A 16079-nucleotide genomic window follows, 5' to 3' on the forward strand; every position below is an offset into this window, starting at 1 on the left:
CCCCCGCACCCCCGCACACAGGGGATCAGAGGAAGTCGGCGGTGTCCAGGTCGAAGCCGAAGGGGACGGGGAGGGGCAGCGGCTTGCCCAGGGGGCGGGTGCGCTGCTCGCGGTAGGTGTCCCCTTCCGGAGCGCTGAACAGGGTGACCGAGGCGGCCTCGCGGTCGATGAGGAGGTAGAGGGGGATGCCGCCGCGGGCGTAGCAGCGTGGCTTCGTCTCGCGGTCGATCTCGGGTTTGGTCCAGGTCGCTTCCACCACCAGGGCGACGCCTTCGCAGGGCATCCATGGGTCGGCTCCCCGGTAGAGGCGCAGTTCCGTGGGAGCTAGGGTGCCGTCGGGGATCACGTGGTCCTGTGGGCAGGTGGTGGCGCCCTTCAGCTTCAGTCCTTTGTTCCCGGAGAAGTCCATGGCGGTCCGGGAGCGGGTGTACATCTGGCTTGCGATCAGGCTGAGGCAGTGCGCGTGAGACCCGTCGGGCAGTGGGGTGAGGACGAGTTCGCCCTCGATGAGTTCCGCCCGGAATCCCTCCGGAGGGTCGAGAACGACGAACCAGTCCAGCAGGAGCTGCTCCGAGATCGGGTCGTAGGTCATCACGGTGTTGTGCCTCTCTTTCGGTCGCTTGCCAGGCTGGGTCCCGCAGTCGTCCCTCGTCGCGTCCGCCAGGTCCCGTTCACCCGACCGTGTGCGCTTGACCCTGTCGCGGCGTCAACGTTTCTACTGGGGGCATGCGGATCGGAGAACTCGCCACGGTCGTCGGTGTCACCACGCGGACCGTGCGGCACTACCACCATCTGGGGCTGCTCCCGGAGCCGGAGCGGCGGGCCAACGGGTACCGGGACTACACGCTGCGGCACGCCGTCGTGCTGGCGCGGATCAGGCGGCTGACCGAGCTGGGGCTCGGGCTGGCCGAGGTGCGGGACGTGCTCGCGGACGACGCCGGGAAGGACCTCGCCGAGGTGCTGACCGAGCTGGACGAGGACCTGGCCCGGCAGGAGGCCGCGCTCCGGGACCGCCGGGCGCGGCTGCGGGCCCTGCTGGAGACGGAGGGCGGGCTGACCGCCGAGGGGCCGGTCTCCCCCGAACTGGCCTCACTGTTCCGGGAGATGCCGGACGTGTCCGGCTCACCCATGGCCGCCAAGGACCGGGAGATGCTCGCACTGATCGAGACGACGGCGGACCCGGAGGAACGGGCGCGGTTCATGGAACTGTTCAGCGGTGTGACGGGGGCTCCGGGCGGGATGGAGCGGGCGCTCGACGCGTACGCGCTGCTCGACGCGCTCGTCGACGCCGCGCCGGACGACCCCCGGGTGGACGAGGCCGCCCGTGCCCTCGCCGCGTGTCTACCGGCCGGACTGCTGCCGGACGACATCGCCGTCGACCAGGACCACAGCTTCCTGCGGGCCTTCTACGCCGACTTCGCCCCCGCCCAGGCCGAGGCGATCCGCCGGACCATGCGGATCGTCGTGGAGGGCGGGCGATCATGAGGGCCGTCAGGGGCGCCGGGGTTCTCGTCCGGCACGAGCTGCGGCTGATGGTGAGTCTGGTGCTGTGGCTGGCGCGGCGGACGCACGGCGTCGGGGGCGGGACGGCCTTCGGGTACGCGCGGGGGCACGGCGCGGTGATGTTCGGGTTCGCGTTCGTGTGCGTGGTCGAGACGGTGGTGATGTCCGTGCTGCTGCTCGACTGGCCGACGGTCCACGCGGTGGTGCTGTTCCTGGACGTGTACACCATCGTCTTCGTCGTGGCGTTGCACGCCGCCAACGTCGTACGTCCTCACGTACTGGACCCGGACTCCGGCATGCTGCGGGTCCGCGGGGCCGTCCACGTCGACCTGCGGATACCGCTGGAGCGGATCGCCTCCGTCCGGCGTGAGCTGCGGTTGAGCCATGAGCGGACCGACGGTGAGTTGAACGTCGAGGTCGGCTCGCAGACCACGGTCACGCTGGAACTCACGGAGCCGGTCACCCAGGTCACGTTCTTCGGGCGGTCCCGGGAGGTGCGCGTCGTACGGTTCCACGCCGACGAGCCCGACGCCCTGGTCCGGGCGCTGGCGACGGGGCGGTGGGCCCCTCAGGCGTAGGGCCGGGGCACCGTACGCTGTCGGCTGAGTTCTACCGTGAGGAGCAACGCGTGCTTGTCCTGCTGCCGCCGTCCGAAGGCAAGGCCGCTTCCGGCCGCGGCGCCCCGCTGAAGCCGGAGTCCCTGTCGCTGCCGGGGCTGGCCGAGGCCCGGGAGGCCGTCCTCGCCGAACTGGTGGACCTGTGCGCCGGTGACGAGGACAAGGCGCGTGAGGTGCTGGGGCTGAGCGAGGGGCTGCGGGGCGAGGTCGCGAAGAACGTGGAGCTGCGCACCGCCGGGGCCCGGCCCGCCGGGGAGATCTACACCGGGGTGCTCTACGACGCCCTGGACCTGGCCTCGCTCGACCCGGCCGCCAAACGCAGGGCCGCCCGTTCGCTGTTGGTGTTCTCGGGGCTGTGGGGCGCGGTCCGGGTCACCGACCGGATTCCGTCCTACCGCTGCTCGATGGGCGTACGGCTGCCGGGGCTCGGGGCGCTGGGTGCGTACTGGCGTACGCCGATGGCCTCGGTGCTGCCGGAGGCGGCCGGCGGCGGTCTGGTGCTGGACCTGCGGTCGGCCGCGTACGCGACGGCGTGGAAGCCGAAGGGCGAGGTGGCCGCGCGTACGGCGACGGTACGGGTGCTGCACGCGCCGACCCGGAAGGTGGTCAGCCACTTCAACAAGGCGACCAAGGGGCGGATCGTCCGCAGCCTGCTGACGGCCGGGACCGCGCCCAAGGACCCCGCCTCCCTGGTGGAGGCGTTGCGGGATCTCGGGTACGTGGTGGAGGCACAGGCGCCGGGGCGGGCGGGGACGCCCTGGGCGCTGGATGTGCTGGTGGAGGAGATCCACTGACGACATCGGTCGTGTTGCACACAGCGCAACACCCTTTGCGCAGGGTGCTTCAGTGAAGGCAGGATGACGCTCATGAGTTCACCCCTGCCCTCGCCGGCCCCCTCCGCCTCCGTGCTGGATCTCGCGCCCGTCGTGCCCGTCGTCGTGGTGGAGGACGCCGCCGACGCCGTACCGCTGGCGCGGGCGCTGGTCGCCGGTGGGCTGCCCGCGATCGAGGTGACCCTGCGGACGCCCGCCGCCCTGGACGCCGTCCGCGCGATCGCCGCCGAGGTGCCGGACGCGGTGGTCGGGGCCGGCACGGTGATCACGCCGGAACAGGTGGGCGAGGTCGTCGCGGCCGGGGCCCGGTTCCTGGTCAGTCCGGGCTGGACGGACGTACTGCTGGAGTCGATGCTGGCGTCCGGGGTGCCGTTCCTGCCGGGGGTGTCAACGGTCTCGGAGGTCGTGGCGCTGCTGGAACGCGGGGTGCGGGAGATGAAGTTCTTCCCGGCGCAGGCCGCGGGCGGCACGGCGTATCTGAAGGCGATCGCCGGGCCGCTCCCCCAGGCCCGCTTCTGCCCGACCGGCGGGATCGGCCCGGACTCCGCGCCGGACTATCTCGCGCTGCCCAACGTCGCCTGCGTGGGCGGCAGTTGGATGCTCCCGGCGGATGCGGTGACGACTCGCGACTGGGCCCGGATCGAACGGCTGGCCCGCGCGGCGGCGGACCTCAGCGCAGGTGGGACGTCTCGTTGAACAGCCGGACGCTGGCGTTGCCGTCGGCGTAGTACGCCACCGCCGACAGCGAGGCCGCCGACAGTTCCATCCGGAACAGGGCCTCGGGCGGGGCGCCCAGGGCGAGGCGCACGAAGGTCTTGATCGGGGTCACATGGGTGACGAGCAGGACCGTGCGGCCCGCGTACGCGGCGGTCAGCCGGTCCCGGGCGGCCGCGACCCGGTTCGCGGTGGCCGCGAAGCTCTCCCCGCCGCCGGTGGGCTCGGCGTCCGGGGAGGACAGCCAGGCGTTCAGGTCGTCGGGGTGGCGTTCGCGCACCTCGGCGAAGGTGAGGCCCTCCCACGCGCCGAAGTCGGTCTCGCGCAGCCCGTCGTCGACGGTGACGTCGAGACCCAGGCGGGCGGCGATGACGCCGGCGGTCTCGCGGGTGCGGGCCAGGGGCGAGGCGACGATCGCCTGGACGGTGCCGCGCCGGGCGAGGTGGGCGGCGGTCTTCTCGGCCTGCTCCCTGCCGATGTCGGAGAGGGAAGGGTCGCTGCCGCCGCTGCCGGAGAACCGTTTCTGGGGGGTCAGCGGGGTCTCGCCGTGCCGGAGGAGTACGAAGGTGGCCGGCGGTCCCATGTCGGCGGGCGCCCAGCCCGATGAGGGGGTGGACGAGGGGGTGGCGGCCGACGCCGGACCTCGGGCGGCGGCCGTCCCGGTGCCGCCGGGATCGGCTGCCGTCTCGGTGCCGGGGGCGGCCACGGCCTGCGCGGCCCGGACGTCGGCTGCCGCCTTTCCGGCAGGGGCGTTTCCGACAGAGGCGTCACCCGCGTCGGCGTCGGCACCCCCGGTCGGACCGGACCGCTCGGACGGCTCCGTCGGCCCCGGTGCCACGGGCCGTGCCGCCGGTGTGTCCAGTGCGGCGCGCGAGTCCGACGCGCTCCACGCCCCACCCCGCGCTCCCGCGTCCATCGCCTCGTTGGCCAGGAGGTCCGCGTGCTTGTTCTGCTCGCGCGGGATCCACTCGTAGGTGACCCGGCCGGGCGGGAAGACCCGCGCCGCTTCGGCCGCCAGCGGCTTGATGCCGGGGTGCTTGATCTTCCAGCGGCCCGACATCTGCTCGACGACGAGCTTGGAGTCCATCCGGACGTGGACCGTGGCCTCCGGGTCCAGCTCACGGGCGGCCCGCAGGCCGGCCAGCAGGCCCGAGTACTCGGCGACGTTGTTCGTGACGACGCCGAGGTACTCGGCCGCCTCCCGCAGCGTCTCCCCCGTCGCCGCGTCGCTCACCACGGCCCCGTAGCCCGCGGGTCCGGGGTTGCCCCGCGACCCACCGTCGGCCTCGACGATGAACTCCCGCACCGGAGACAACCCCTACAGCCCCGAATCGGCGGTGCGGACCAGGATGCGGCGGCAGTTCTCGCAGCGCACCACGGTGTCGGGCGCGGCCTGGCGGATCTCGTTCAGCTCGGTGATGGCGAACTCCTGGCGGCAGCCCTGGCAGCTGCGCGCGTACAGCTTCGCCGCGCCGATGCCGCCGTGCTGCTCGCGCAGCTTCTCGTACAGCTTGAGCAGGTCCGCGGGAACGGCTCCGGCGACGACCGCGCGCTCCTTGGTGACCGTGGCGGCCTCGCCGTCGATCTCCGCGCAGGCCGCGTCCCGGCGGCCGGTCGCGTCGTCGATCCGCGACTGGACGGAGGTGACCCGCTCGGCCAGCTCGGCGACCCGCTCCTGCGCGGACTCGCGGCGCTCCATGACCTCCAGGACGACGTCCTCGAGGTCACCCTGGCGCTTGGCGAGGGAGGCGATCTCGTGCTGGAGGTTCTCCAGGTCCTTGGGCGAGGAGACGGCGCCGGAGTCGAGGCGCTGCTGGTCGCGGGCGGCGCGCTGGCGCACCTGGTCCACGTCCTGCTCGGCCTTGGTCTGCTCGCGGGCGCAGTCGCTCTCCTCGGTCTGCGCGGCCACGTGCAGGTCGCGCAGCTGGGCGAGGTCCCGGGTCAGCGACTCGATCTCGGCGTGCTCGGGGAGCGACTTCCGCTTGTGCGCGAGTTGCTGGAGGCGGACGTCGAGGTCCTGGACGTCGAGGAGTCGGATCTGGTCGGCGGACGCGGCGTTCAGTTGGGGGCTCCAGATGTATCGGAGTGGGAAGGGGCGCGCGAAGCGCTCCCCGGAGGGGTGGTGGGCGACGGGTGGACGAAGGACGCCGCGTGGGCGGTCCAGGGGTCGGTGACCGTGGCGGAGACGTGGACCCGAAGGCCCCATCCGTGACGGTCGGAGATCTCGTCGAGCTGGGCTGCGGCCAGCTCGCACCAGGGCCACTCGGTGGCCCAGTGCGCCGCGTCGAGCAGCGCGAGGGGACGGTGGGCGGCATGGTCCGCCGCGAACTCCGACGCCGGGTGGTGGCGCAGGTCCGCGGTGAGGTACGCGTCCACCTCGGCCGCCCGGACGTAGGCGAAGAGGCTGTCGCCGGAGCCGCCGCTGACGGCGACCCTGCGGACGAGCGCCTCGGGGTCGCCGGCGACGCGGATGCCCTGCGCGGTGGCGGGGAGGCGTTCGGCGGCGCGGGCGGCGAATTCGCGGACGGTCAGCGGGTGGTCCAGTTCGCAGACCCGGCCGAGCCCGCGGCGGCCCTCGGGGTCGGAGGTGTCCGGCACGAGCGGCCGTACGACGCGCAGGTCGAGCGCGCCGGCCAGGGCGTCGCTCACCCCGGGGTCGGCCGTGTCGGCGTTGGTGTGGGCGACGTGCAGCGCGATGTCGTTCTTGATGAGCCTGTGCACCACCCGGCCCTTGGCGGTGGAGGCCGCGACGGTGGTCGTCCCGCGCAGATAGAGCGGGTGGTGGGTGATCAGCAGGTCGGCGTTCAGCTTCACCGCCTCGTCGACGATCTCCAGGACGGGGTCGACCGCGAACAGGACCCGGGTGACCTCCTGGTCGGGGTCGCCCGCGACGGTGCCGACCGCGTCCCAGGAATCGGCCCGCTCGGCGGGCCACAGGGTCTCCAGCGCGGTGATGACTTCAGACAGACGGGGCACAAGCGCAAGGCTACCTGCCCCTTTGGCGCTGCAGTACCGGTGCGGGCACCTGGAACGGACCCGATGCCGACGAGCACATAAGCCCTCGTTTCCTCAGGTGAATCGTTCCTGGAACACCCTTATGTGTGAAGCGGGGGCCGCCGGGTCCTCCGCCCGCGCGTACGAAAACTACGTTCGTCGCCGGAGGTGACCGAACGATGACGATGTGTGCGATCGAGCCTTCGACGGGCCACTCGGACACCGGGCGCGCGGACGCGGAGCACAGGTCCCGTACGGAGAACCCAGAGAACCCGGAGAACGCCAAGAACACGGACCGTACGGAGGGCGAGGGCGGTACGGAACACGGGGACGGGAGACCCGCGCCGGGCTGCGTCCTCACCGCCGACGGTTCCTACGCCGCACGCCTCGCCCCCGTCGACGGCTCCCTGGTCCCGGAGCGCTGGACCCTGGACGGCCCCGAGCCCTACGCGGTACCGCTGCCCGGCGGTCGGCCCGAGGAGCCCGGGACCGAGGTGCAGCCCCTGGGCGACGGGCGGGTCCTCGTCCACCGGCCGGCGGACGGGCGGCACGACGGGGGTCGCCACGGGAGCCACACCTTCTCCCTCCTGTACCCGGCCGGCCCCGGGACCGGCGAGCTGTCGCTCGGCGCGATCACGTGCCCGGACGAGGGGACCCGGCTGCGGCTGCTGCCGCCCGCCCCCTGCGGGCGGCGGGCGTACGCCGTGGCCGTGGGCCCGCGGTCGACGGCCCTGTGGCTGGTGGCGGGCGACGCCCTCGGGCCCGAGCGCCTCGCCGAGATCCCGGGCCGCTGCTCGGGCGGGGTGTGGCTGGACCGCACCGGCCGGATGCTGGCCCTGGACCGGGAGACCGGCGGGCGCACCAAGTCGGTCGTGGTGGACCTGGGCCGCGGGGGCGAGGTGTCGCCCCTGTTGCAGCTCGCCCCGGAGAGTGACGACCGGGTCCTGCTCGCCGACCCGGACAGCGGGCTGCTGCTGATCCGCTCGGACGCGCCCTCACCGGGACGGGCCCGGCTGGGCTGGGGGGTGCTGGGCAGCACGCTGCCGGTGCGTTTCCCGGAGTGCCTGCGGCTGCCGGACTGCACGGTCACGCCGTTCGCGATCCAGCCCGGCCAGGCGCTGACGCCGGAGAGCTGCTCGGTGGCGCTGCGCGTCAACAGCACGGACGACGCGGACGGCGTGCTCGGCAGCTGGGTCGGGGTGTGGCGGCCGGGGCTGCGGCAGGTGCGCCATCTCCCCGCACCCGAGGGGTGGTTGGCCGGAACCGGGCTGTGGACGGCGGACGGGGTGCTGCGGCTGCCCTGCGCCACACCGGCGGTGCCGTGCGCGGTGGCCCTGCTGTACCCGCCGGCATCGGAGCGACAGCGGGGACGACAGCAAAAAGAGGACACCCCGCACGCCCCGCACGCCCCGCACGCCCCGTCGGAAGCGGAGCCCCCGGTACCCACGTCCGCGGTCGGCCCCGCGATGCGGACGACCGTCCCCGTACCCCGCCCCATCCCCCTGCAACAGGCGCCACTGGGACCGCTTGTAACGAAGTAGCGGCTTGTAACGAAGTAGCGGCGGTTGGCGTGGTCGCCTGGATACGCACCGTGGCCCGCCGGTTAAACTCGCCCGGTTGCAGGAAGATCAGTTTTACGGGGTGAGTTCCTTCCAATGAACGATGCCAGCACGAACCAGCCGCAGACCGCCGACGGCGGGCAGATCGCCGCCGGGCAGGGCAGGCACCGCGGACCGGTTTCCCAGCAGGACTCCGCGGTGGCCCCTCGGGGCCGTCACCGCAGGCCCGCTGAGGAGAACGAGCAGTCGGGGCAGGCCGCCTGACGAGACGTCAGATATCAGTCGGATATCAGGTGGATCGGTAGCCGGCCCCGCCCGTCGCACGACGGGCGGGGCCGTTCCTGGTCCGTCACGTTTCCTCGGCCGCGGGCCGGTTCGGTTCAGAGGTGTTCGACGACGGTGTCGGCGAGCACGGGCGCGTCGTCCCTGTCCAGTGCGCTCACGACCACCCGCACCTCACCGGACCCGCGCCACATGCGGATCCGCAGTGTCTCGCCCGGGTACACGACCCCGGCGAACCGGGTGCCGTAGCGACGGACGCGGGTGACGTCCCCGCCGAGCAGTGTGTCGACGACCGCCTTGAGCGTCATGCCGTAGGTGCACAGCCCGTGCAGGATCGGCCGCTCGAACCCGCCGAGTCTCGCGAACCCGGGGTCGGCGTGCAGCGGGTTCCAGTCGCCGGAGAGGCGGTAGAGCAGCGCCTGGTCCTCCCGGGTCGTCCGCTCCACCGTCAGGTCGGGCGGCCCGACGGGGGGCTCGCGCCGCGCGGACGGGCCCCGGTCGCCGCCCCAGCCGCCCGCGCCGCGTACGTGGATCCGTGCCTCGTCGGTCCACAGCGGGCCGTCGGCGTCGGCGACGTCGGTGCGCATCACCAGGATGGCCGCCCCGCCCTTGTCGTACACCGCCGCGATCCCGCTGGTCGCGGTGGCGGTGCCCGCGACGGGCAGGGGACGGTGCAGGGTCAGCGACTGGCCGGCGTGCAGGACGCGCGCGAGGTCGACGTCGACGCCGGGCATCGACAGCCCGGCGATCACCCCGGGGGCCCCGGCGCCCGCGACGGTGGCGAAGCTCGGCAGGACGTGCAGCCGGGACTCCAGGGTGTAGCGCAGTTCGTCGGGGTCGGTGGCGGGGACGCCCGCGCCGATGCCGAGGTGGTAGAGCTGGACGTCCTTGTGCCCCCAGGTGATCTCGTCGGTCCGGGGTTCGGCGGCGAGCGCCTCGGCTGCGTCGATGGGCATGGGGTCTCCCGGTTCTGGAACGCGTTCGGGTCAAGACGCGGGACGTGAAGCGGCACATTCCGCCCGTTCGTCCTACGCTTCGTCCGTGAACGAGATGCCCCGGGACCACCGGCCCGCCACCTCCGCCCGGGTCCTGCTCGCGGAGGACCCCGTCACGAGGCACGGGGCGCTCGCCTTACTGCTCCGGATGGAGCCGGGCATCGAGGTCGTGGCCCAGGTGGCGGCGGGGCGATCGGTCGTGGAGACGGCACTCACCCACCGCCCCGACGTCGCCCTCCTCGACCTCGGGCCGGCCGGCCCGAGCGGCCCGAACGGTCTGGACACCGCCGCCGCACTGCGCGACCAGGTGCCCGACTGCCGGGTGCTGATCCTCACCACGGTCGGCGGACCCGACCGGCTGCGGCGGGCCATGGCGGCGGGGGCCGCCGGTTTCCTCGTCAAGGACGGTTCGGTGCGGGAGCTGGCCTCCGCGATCCGCCGGGTGCTGGCCGGGGAGACGGTGATCGATCCCGCGCTCGCCGCCGTGGCGGCGGCCGAAACCGCCGCCGCCACCGACACCACCGTCCCGCCGCCACCGCTCACGGCCCATGGCTCCGCTTCGGGCCTGCCGTCATGCGTCCCGCTGGAACAGTGCCGTCCAGAGGAAGTCCTCCCCGAAGAGCGGTGAGTCCTCCGGTTCCTTCCGCATGCGGCGCAGTTCGATCCCGGTCAGGTCGGAGAAGATCCGGCGCAGCGACTCGTCCGTGTAGGCGAGCCCGCCCCGGAGGCCGCCCTGCCCCCGGTAGAACTCCGCGTCGGACAGCTCCGAGCCCATCGCGCCCGCCGCGAAGCAGGTGAGCGCGAACCGGCCGCCCGGGGCGAGGACCCGGTCGAGCAGCGCGAGGTGACTGATCCGGCGGTGCGGGGGCAGGTGGTGGAAGCAGCCGGAGTCGTACACCAGGTCGTACGGTCCGGCGAGTTCCCCGCCGTCACGGGTGAGGGCGAAGGCGTCGCCGCAGTGGAACCGGACGCCGCGCGCACCCGTTTCGCGGGCCTGCTCCCGTGCCCATGCGACGGCGGCCGGGGAGAGGTCGACCGCGTCGACCTCGAAGCCGTGCGCGGCCAGATACAGCGCGTTGCGGCCGGGGCCGCAGCCCACGTCCAGCGCCCGGCCCCCGGTGAGCAGGCCCCGCTCGACGTACGACACCAGGCTCTCGTCCGGCTTCGCCACGAAGAACGGCACCGGCCGGGAGCGGTCGGCGTAGAAGCCGTCCCACCAGTCGGCGCCCTGCCGCGTCCACCGGTCGGCCTCCGGTGCGAACAGGCCGTCCAGCAGGTCGAGTACGTCGTCCACGGTGCGTGTGCTCCGGTCCATCCGGGCCCCCTTCCGTATGCGGCGACCGTATCCGCAGGGGGCGTGAAGTCCCAGGCCAGCGGGGCTGGTTGGGTCTTCCGCGGAGGCTTCGGCGACCCCTGGGAGGGGCCGGTGCGACCGGCGCCGAGGGGCCGTTCGGGGACGGGGAGGAACATCCGTGTCGGCCCCTGCCACGGGCCGTCACGGCACCTCTCCGACCGGCCCGACGCCCCCTTTCTCCACTGCTTCTCCCGCTGCCCTCCCCCAGGGCGCTCTCGGTTCGCTCTCAGTGCGCTCTCAGTGCGCCGCCGTGGCTCTCCGGGGCAGCCAGAGCCACATCAGCACCATGCCGACGGCCAGCACCACCGCCCCCGTGCGGAACGACAGGGCGTACCCCTCGGTCAGGGCCTCCGGCGTCCCGCTGCCCGCCGTACGGGCCGCCGCGATCGTCGACAGGACCGCCAGGCCCAGCGAACCGCCCATCGTGCGCGAGGTGTTGATCAGCCCGGAGACCAGGCCGGCCTCCTCTGGGGCCGCGCCGGAGGTCGCGAGCGCGGCGAGCGGGGTCCCGGAGAGGCCCCCGCCCAGCATCATCAGGATGCCGGGGAACATGATCGACGTCAGATACGCCCCGTCCGCCGTCATGGTCGACTGCCAGGCGAAGCCGGTCATCGCGACGAAGGTGCCGAGCACGGCCACGGCGCGCGCCCCGGTCACCCGCATCAGCCGGGGCGCGACCTTGGAGCCGACGACCACGGCGAGCGAACTCGGCACCAGGGCGACCCCGGCCTCCAGCGGGGTGTAGCCGAGGACGTTCTGCGCGTAGAGGATCATGAAGAACCACATGGAGAACATCGCGGCGCCGCTCAGGAACATCGCCACGTTCGCCGACGACACCGACCGCACCCGGAACAGCCCCAGCGGCATCAGCGGGGCCTTGGCCCGCGCCTCGACGAGGAGGAACAGCGCGATGAGGACGAGTCCGGCGAGCAGCGGCACCAGGGTGGGCGTCGCCGTCCAGCCCTCGGCCTCGGTCTGGGAGATCCCGTAGGCGAAGGTGGCGAGGCCGGCCGTCACGAGCAGCGCGCCGGGCAGGTCGAGCCGCCGTCCGTCCCCGGCCCGGCCCTCCGCCAGCCACCAGGCGGCCCCGGCCAGCACCACCACCCCGATCGGCACGTTGATCAGCAGGACCCACCGCCACGACAGCGCGTCCGTGAGCAGCCCGCCGACGAAGCCGCCGGCCGCGCCGCCGCCCGCCCCGACGGCGGTCCAGGTCGCGATGGCGCGGGCGCGGGCGGCGCCCTCGGGGACCGCCGAGGTGACGATGGTCAGGGTGGAGGGCGCCAGGACGGCCGCCCCGAGCCCCTGCACCGCCCGCGCCAGCAGCAGCTGCCAGCCGTCCTGGGCCAGTCCGCCGGCCAGCGAGGCCAGCGTGAACAGGCCGAGGCCGACGAGGAACATCCGCTTGCGTCCGTAGAGGTCACCGGCGCGTCCGCCGAGCAGCATGAAACCGGCGAAGGCGATGGCGTACGCGTTCACCACCCACTGCAGGCCCTGCCCGCTGAGCCCGAGGCCGGTCCGCATCGACGGCAGCGCGACGTTGACCACGGAGACGTCGAGCACGACGAGGAACTGCCCGACACACGCGAGCGCCACCGCCAGCCACGGAGGAGGCGCGCTGCGACGGGGTGTGCGGGTGACGGTGATGTCCGGAACTTCGAGCATGGACGTCATGATCTCAACCGGCGAGCACCCCTTGCATCGGGAATTCGCCGGGACGGGTCCTGGTCCTTCCGACTTAGGACGACCCGGAGCCGCCCACAGCGGCGCTGCGAGCCCCCCGTCCGCCGCTCCCGACGGGTACGGCACCATGAGCACCCCGAGACGCGTACGACCGGACGCGTACGACCGAGAGGACGCCGGAACCGATGCCGACGCCGAACCCCCCGGCACCCGAGCCCGAGATCCTGGCCGCGTTCGAGGCGGCGAAGGGCTTCATGCCCGCGGACGAGGGCCTGGCCCTGTACGCGGCGGCGGCCGAGGCGGGACGGCTGGGCCTGCCCCTGCTGGAGGTCGGCACCTACTGCGGCCGGTCGACGGTCCTGCTGGCCGACGCGGCCCGCGAGGCCGGCGTCACCGCGCTCACCGTGGACCACCACCGCGGCAGCGAGGAGCAGCAGCCGGGCTGGGACTACCACGACCCGGAGACGGTCGATCCCGAGCTGGGGGTGATGGACACCCTGCCGACCTTCCGCCGCACGCTCCACCGGGCGGGCCTGGAGGACCACGTGGTCGCCCTGGTCGGTCGCTCCCCGGTGATCGCGGCCCTGTGGAACTCCCCCCTCGCCCTGGTCTTCGTCGACGGCGGCCACACCGACGAGCACGCCACGGCCGACTACGAGGGCTGGGCCCCGCACGTCGCCGAGGGCGGCCTGCTCGTCATCCACGACGTCTTTCCCGACCCGGTCGACGAGTTCACCGGCCAGGCCCCCTACCGCATCTACCTCCGCGCCCTGGCCTCCGGCGCCTTCACGGAGGTCTCGGCCACGGGCTCGCTGCGGGTCCTGCGCCGCACCGGGCACGGGATCTGAGGCTCGGAAGCCACCCCCAGGAAGACGATGGCGGTGCGCGGCGGCCGTTAGGGTGGCCGGGTGTCGTACACCGGACCCGGCTTCGAACCGCCCCCCTCCCGCCGCTCCCGGAGCAGGCTCCTGACCGTGGCGCTGGCCGCGCTCGTCCCGGGGGCGCTGCTCGGGTGGGCCGTCTACGCGGCCGTGAGCGGGTCGGGGGACGACGGGGGCGCTGCCGCGGGGTCCGCGGGGGCCTCAGTGTCCTCGGGGTCTGCTTCATCGCGTGCGCCGTCCTCCGCCGGCTCCTCGCCGTCGGACGAGTCCGGCGACCCGGACGGCGGGAAGCCGAGCGACTCCGCCGCTTCCGGTTCCCCGTCCGATCCCGCCTCCTCGTCCGCGTCCTCCGGGTCCGGGCCGCTCAAGGGGAAGGTCGTCGTCATCGACCCCGGGCACAATCCGGGCAACTTCCGGCACACCGCCGAGATCAACCGCCAGGTGGACATCGGGACGAACTCCAAGGAGTGCGACACCACCGGCACGTCCACCGACGACGGTTACGCCGAGGCGAAGTTCACTCTGGACGTCGCCCACCGGATGCGTGAACTCCTCGAGGAGCAGGGCGCCACGGTGAAGCTGACCCAGGACGCCGACCGGCCGTTCGGGCCGTGCATCGACGAGCGGGCCGAGATCGGCAACAAGGCGAAGGCGGATGCCGTCGTGTCGATCCACGCGGACGGTTCGGGCACCGGGAACCGCGGCTTCCACGTGATCCTCCCCGGCTCCGTGCACTCCGGCGCGGCGGACACCCGGGCGATCGTCGGTCCCTCCCGCGAACTCGGTGAGCGCATCGCGGGCAACTTCGTACGCGTCACCGGCAACGCGCCCTCCAATTACGTGGGCGACGGCACCGGTCTCGTCACGCGTAAGGACTTGGGCGGTCTCAATCTGTCAACGGTTCCCAAGGTGTTCATCGAGTGCGGCAACATGCGCGATAGCAAGGACGCGGCACTTCTGACCAGCGGTGCCTGGCGGCAGAAGGCGGCGCAAGGAATCTCTGAGGGAATCGTGAGTTTCCTGCGCGGGTAGAGATCAGCGCGCTGATCCAGGCGGACATCCCGATCGTGCGGACGATAGTGTCGTCCCTACGATGAGGGGTCACCCCCGCGCTTCACACCGGGCCCCGAGGGCGAGGTGGTGACAGCGACGCCTCTACCGACGACGAGACGACCCAGAAGGACCTGAAGTGAATATCCGCTCCCTCACTCGAGGCGACGGCGTGGTGATCGGAGCAGCGGTATTGCTGTTCATCGCGTCGTTCCTCGACCTCTACTCGATCGACGGCGCCCCGGACGACGTCCTTCCCAGCTTGTGGGCAAGCGGCCCGGTCGTACTCGGGGTCGTACTGGCGGGCATCATCGGCGCAGCGCTCGTCGTCGTGTCCCGCGGACTGCCGCAGCCGCCGAAGGTCGTGGGGCTGGACCTCGGCCAGTTCGGCGTCGCGTTCACCGTCTTCGCGGCCTGGAGCGCGCTCGGCAACATCTTCGACCCGGCCGGTGGCGCCAACAACGTCACCAGCGGCTCCGCCACCGACGGGCCCGACGCGGGTCTCGGCCTCATCCTGGCCCTCATCGCCACGCTGGTCATGGCTGCCGCCGCCGTGGCCACCCCTCTGGTTCCGGCTCTCAAGGGCGCCCTCATGCCGGCGGCCCGTCCCGCCGCCCCGCAGCCCTACGGCGCCCAGCCGCCCGCCGGTTACGGCTACCCGGGTGCACAGCAGGCCGGTTTCGGCGGTCAGCCGCAGCCGGGCCAGCCCGGGCAGTCGTTCGGCGGTCAGCAGCCCGGCCAACCGGCCGCGCCGCCCGCCGCCGACTTCTCGCCGTTCTGGTTCGCCGTCCCGGTGCCCCGGCCGCTGTTCCCGGAGGACGGTTCGCAGACGCCGATCGCCGAACTGGCCCCCGGTACCTGGTACCTGGCCGTCGAGCAGCGCGGCCCGGCCCTCGTCGCCCAGACGCAGGACGGCCGCCGCGGCGTGCTCCAGGACACCTCGGGCATCCAACGCGGCTGACCCCGCCCCGTGCCGTACGGCCCCTCGCCCCGCCGGGCGGGGGGCCGTTGTCGTACAGCTGAATTCCCGGTGGAATTCACGGCGGTGGACCGCCCTTCGGGTTTGCATCGGGATTCCGGGGCCAGACGGACACCATGTCCCCTCGAAATCGCACGGGTTCCACCTCCGCGGGGACGGTCGTCGCGGTGATCGCGGACATCATGGCCGTCATCCTCGGACTGTGGATTCTGATGTACCTGTTGGACGCCAACCGGGCCAACGACCTGGTCCAGTTCGTCCATGACGCGGCCTCCTGGCTGGCCGGCTGGTCGCGTGACCTGTTCACGTTCGACGCGGAGTGGGCGCGCGTGGTCGCCGGATACGGACTGGCCGCGGTCGTCTACCTGTTCATCGGCCACGCCATCGCCAACCGCCTCCACCGGCGCTGATCCCCACTCCCCTTCGGCCACGACCCGACCGCCCGAGCGGCTGATCGCGTGACCAGGGGGTCTGGGGGTGTCCCCCGGAGAACACAGCACGTTCGACGCGGAGTGGGCGCGCGTGGTCGCCGGATACGGACTGGCCGCGGTCGTCTACCTGTTCATCGGCCACGCCATCGCCAACCGCCTCCACCGGCGCTGAGGGCCTTCGGTTCCCTCCCCGGCACCTGAGCC

19 protein-coding genes are annotated in these 16079 nt (G+C 73.0%); 12 read left to right on the top strand and 7 right to left on the bottom strand.

Annotation, left to right across the window (positions count from 1 at the left end):
- Nucleotides 1-25: 25 nt before the first annotated feature.
- On the bottom strand, nucleotides 26-592 hold the full coding sequence (locus DIZ27_RS35220) for a Uma2 family endonuclease (protein WP_109382481.1): 567 nt from the start codon (nucleotides 590-592) through the stop codon (nucleotides 26-28).
- Nucleotides 593-726: 134 nt separating this feature from the next.
- Here DIZ27_RS35220 and DIZ27_RS35225 point away from each other — a divergent pair, with 134 nt between their 5' ends.
- The 4 genes from DIZ27_RS35225 (at nucleotide 727) to eda (ending at nucleotide 3649) form a co-directional block, all read left to right on the top strand.
- Nucleotides 727-1485, top strand: a complete 759-nt coding sequence (locus DIZ27_RS35225; protein ID WP_109382482.1) for a MerR family transcriptional regulator — start codon at nucleotides 727-729, stop codon at nucleotides 1483-1485.
- On the top strand, nucleotides 1482-2081 hold the full coding sequence (locus DIZ27_RS35230) for a hypothetical protein (protein WP_109382483.1): 600 nt from the start codon (nucleotides 1482-1484) through the stop codon (nucleotides 2079-2081). The genes DIZ27_RS35225 and DIZ27_RS35230 overlap by 4 nt, the downstream gene beginning before the upstream one ends.
- 50 nt (nucleotides 2082-2131) lie before the next feature.
- Nucleotides 2132-2914, top strand: a complete 783-nt coding sequence (gene yaaA, locus DIZ27_RS35235) for a peroxide stress protein YaaA (RefSeq protein WP_109382484.1) — start codon at nucleotides 2132-2134, stop codon at nucleotides 2912-2914.
- 72 nt (nucleotides 2915-2986) lie between these two features.
- Entirely contained in the window at nucleotides 2987-3649 is a 663-nt protein-coding gene (eda, locus tag DIZ27_RS35240) for a bifunctional 4-hydroxy-2-oxoglutarate aldolase/2-dehydro-3-deoxy-phosphogluconate aldolase (protein WP_109382485.1), read from the top strand.
- Here the strand turns inward: eda and DIZ27_RS35245 are convergent.
- The 3 genes from DIZ27_RS35245 to DIZ27_RS35255 are packed head-to-tail and all read right to left on the bottom strand — an operon-like array spanning nucleotide 3624 to nucleotide 6643.
- Complete coding sequence (locus DIZ27_RS35245) at nucleotides 3624-4973, bottom strand: bifunctional RNase H/acid phosphatase (RefSeq protein ID WP_109382486.1); 1350 nt, start codon at nucleotides 4971-4973, stop codon at nucleotides 3624-3626. The two genes, eda and DIZ27_RS35245, sit on opposite strands and share 26 nt — an antisense overlap.
- A gap of 12 nt (nucleotides 4974-4985) precedes the next feature.
- Nucleotides 4986-5729: a zinc ribbon domain-containing protein gene (locus DIZ27_RS35250; protein WP_109382523.1), complete on the bottom strand. Its 744-nt coding sequence runs from the start codon at nucleotides 5727-5729 to the stop codon at nucleotides 4986-4988.
- The gene (locus DIZ27_RS35255) at nucleotides 5726-6643 is read right to left on the bottom strand and encodes a Nif3-like dinuclear metal center hexameric protein (protein WP_109382487.1); all 918 of its coding nucleotides are present in this window, start codon (nucleotides 6641-6643) and stop codon (nucleotides 5726-5728) included. The genes DIZ27_RS35250 and DIZ27_RS35255 overlap by 4 nt, the downstream gene beginning before the upstream one ends.
- Before the next feature lie 197 nt (nucleotides 6644-6840).
- Here DIZ27_RS35255 and DIZ27_RS35260 point away from each other — a divergent pair, with 197 nt between their 5' ends.
- On the top strand, nucleotides 6841-8202 hold the full coding sequence (locus DIZ27_RS35260) for a hypothetical protein (RefSeq protein WP_258308685.1): 1362 nt from the start codon (nucleotides 6841-6843) through the stop codon (nucleotides 8200-8202).
- 114 nt (nucleotides 8203-8316) lie between these two features.
- On the top strand, nucleotides 8317-8484 hold the full coding sequence (locus DIZ27_RS46130; RefSeq protein WP_181383841.1) for a hypothetical protein: 168 nt from the start codon (nucleotides 8317-8319) through the stop codon (nucleotides 8482-8484).
- 116 nt (nucleotides 8485-8600) lie between these two features.
- On the opposite strand, the gene DIZ27_RS35265 is transcribed toward DIZ27_RS46130, so the two are convergent.
- Complete coding sequence (locus DIZ27_RS35265; protein WP_109382489.1) at nucleotides 8601-9458, bottom strand: MaoC/PaaZ C-terminal domain-containing protein; 858 nt, start codon at nucleotides 9456-9458, stop codon at nucleotides 8601-8603.
- 94 nt (nucleotides 9459-9552) lie between these two features.
- Here DIZ27_RS35265 and DIZ27_RS35270 point away from each other — a divergent pair, with 94 nt between their 5' ends.
- Entirely contained in the window at nucleotides 9553-10125 is a 573-nt protein-coding gene (locus tag DIZ27_RS35270; RefSeq protein WP_109382490.1) for a response regulator, read from the top strand.
- Here the strand turns inward: DIZ27_RS35270 and DIZ27_RS35275 are convergent.
- Together DIZ27_RS35275 and DIZ27_RS35280 are read right to left on the bottom strand one after the other, a co-directional pair.
- On the bottom strand, nucleotides 10069-10812 hold the full coding sequence (locus tag DIZ27_RS35275; RefSeq protein WP_109382491.1) for a class I SAM-dependent methyltransferase: 744 nt from the start codon (nucleotides 10810-10812) through the stop codon (nucleotides 10069-10071). The two genes, DIZ27_RS35270 and DIZ27_RS35275, sit on opposite strands and share 57 nt — an antisense overlap.
- A gap of 276 nt (nucleotides 10813-11088) precedes the next feature.
- The gene (locus DIZ27_RS35280) at nucleotides 11089-12525 is read right to left on the bottom strand and encodes an MFS transporter (RefSeq protein ID WP_109382492.1); all 1437 of its coding nucleotides are present in this window, start codon (nucleotides 12523-12525) and stop codon (nucleotides 11089-11091) included.
- Between the two features lie 194 nt (nucleotides 12526-12719).
- Here DIZ27_RS35280 and DIZ27_RS35285 point away from each other — a divergent pair, with 194 nt between their 5' ends.
- From DIZ27_RS35285 to DIZ27_RS47770, 5 genes are all read left to right on the top strand, one after another.
- On the top strand, nucleotides 12720-13382 hold the full coding sequence (locus DIZ27_RS35285) for a class I SAM-dependent methyltransferase (RefSeq protein ID WP_109382493.1): 663 nt from the start codon (nucleotides 12720-12722) through the stop codon (nucleotides 13380-13382).
- Nucleotides 13383-13442: 60 nt separating this feature from the next.
- Complete coding sequence (locus DIZ27_RS35290) at nucleotides 13443-14447, top strand: N-acetylmuramoyl-L-alanine amidase (RefSeq protein WP_109382494.1); 1005 nt, start codon at nucleotides 13443-13445, stop codon at nucleotides 14445-14447.
- A gap of 157 nt (nucleotides 14448-14604) precedes the next feature.
- Nucleotides 14605-15426, top strand: coding sequence for a DUF5336 domain-containing protein (locus DIZ27_RS35295; protein ID WP_109382495.1), 822 nt, complete (start codon nucleotides 14605-14607; stop codon nucleotides 15424-15426).
- Between the two features lie 134 nt (nucleotides 15427-15560).
- The gene (locus DIZ27_RS35300) at nucleotides 15561-15854 is read left to right on the top strand and encodes a hypothetical protein (protein ID WP_109382496.1); all 294 of its coding nucleotides are present in this window, start codon (nucleotides 15561-15563) and stop codon (nucleotides 15852-15854) included.
- A gap of 67 nt (nucleotides 15855-15921) precedes the next feature.
- The gene (locus DIZ27_RS47770; protein ID WP_258308689.1) at nucleotides 15922-16047 is read left to right on the top strand and encodes a hypothetical protein; all 126 of its coding nucleotides are present in this window, start codon (nucleotides 15922-15924) and stop codon (nucleotides 16045-16047) included.
- Nucleotides 16048-16079: the final 32 nt, after the last annotated feature.

The organism is Streptomyces sp. NWU339, assembly GCF_003143855.1.
GTDB lineage: Bacteria > Actinomycetota > Actinomycetes > Streptomycetales > Streptomycetaceae > Streptomyces.

What these genes read in the sequence shown, in the direction of transcription:
- DIZ27_RS46130 (WP_181383841.1), top strand. Translation starts at nt 8,317, where the DNA reads ATGAACGATGCCAGCACGAACCAGCCGCAGACCGCCGACGGCGGGCAG.
- DIZ27_RS35280 (WP_109382492.1), bottom strand. Translation starts at nt 12,525, where the DNA reads ATGACGTCCATGCTCGAAGTTCCGGACATCACCGTCACCCGCACACCC.
- DIZ27_RS35225 (WP_109382482.1), top strand. Translation starts at nt 727, where the DNA reads ATGCGGATCGGAGAACTCGCCACGGTCGTCGGTGTCACCACGCGGACC.
- DIZ27_RS35275 (WP_109382491.1), bottom strand. Translation starts at nt 10,812, where the DNA reads ATGGACCGGAGCACACGCACCGTGGACGACGTACTCGACCTGCTGGAC.
- DIZ27_RS35270 (WP_109382490.1), top strand. Translation starts at nt 9,553, where the DNA reads ATGCCCCGGGACCACCGGCCCGCCACCTCCGCCCGGGTCCTGCTCGCG.
- eda (WP_109382485.1), top strand. Translation starts at nt 2,987, where the DNA reads ATGAGTTCACCCCTGCCCTCGCCGGCCCCCTCCGCCTCCGTGCTGGAT.
- DIZ27_RS35230 (WP_109382483.1), top strand. Translation starts at nt 1,482, where the DNA reads ATGAGGGCCGTCAGGGGCGCCGGGGTTCTCGTCCGGCACGAGCTGCGG.
- DIZ27_RS35285 (WP_109382493.1), top strand. Translation starts at nt 12,720, where the DNA reads ATGCCGACGCCGAACCCCCCGGCACCCGAGCCCGAGATCCTGGCCGCG.
- DIZ27_RS35265 (WP_109382489.1), bottom strand. Translation starts at nt 9,458, where the DNA reads ATGCCCATCGACGCAGCCGAGGCGCTCGCCGCCGAACCCCGGACCGAC.
- DIZ27_RS35220 (WP_109382481.1), bottom strand. Translation starts at nt 592, where the DNA reads ATGACCTACGACCCGATCTCGGAGCAGCTCCTGCTGGACTGGTTCGTC.
- DIZ27_RS35300 (WP_109382496.1), top strand. Translation starts at nt 15,561, where the DNA reads ATGTCCCCTCGAAATCGCACGGGTTCCACCTCCGCGGGGACGGTCGTC.
- DIZ27_RS35260 (WP_258308685.1), top strand. Translation starts at nt 6,841, where the DNA reads ATGACGATGTGTGCGATCGAGCCTTCGACGGGCCACTCGGACACCGGG.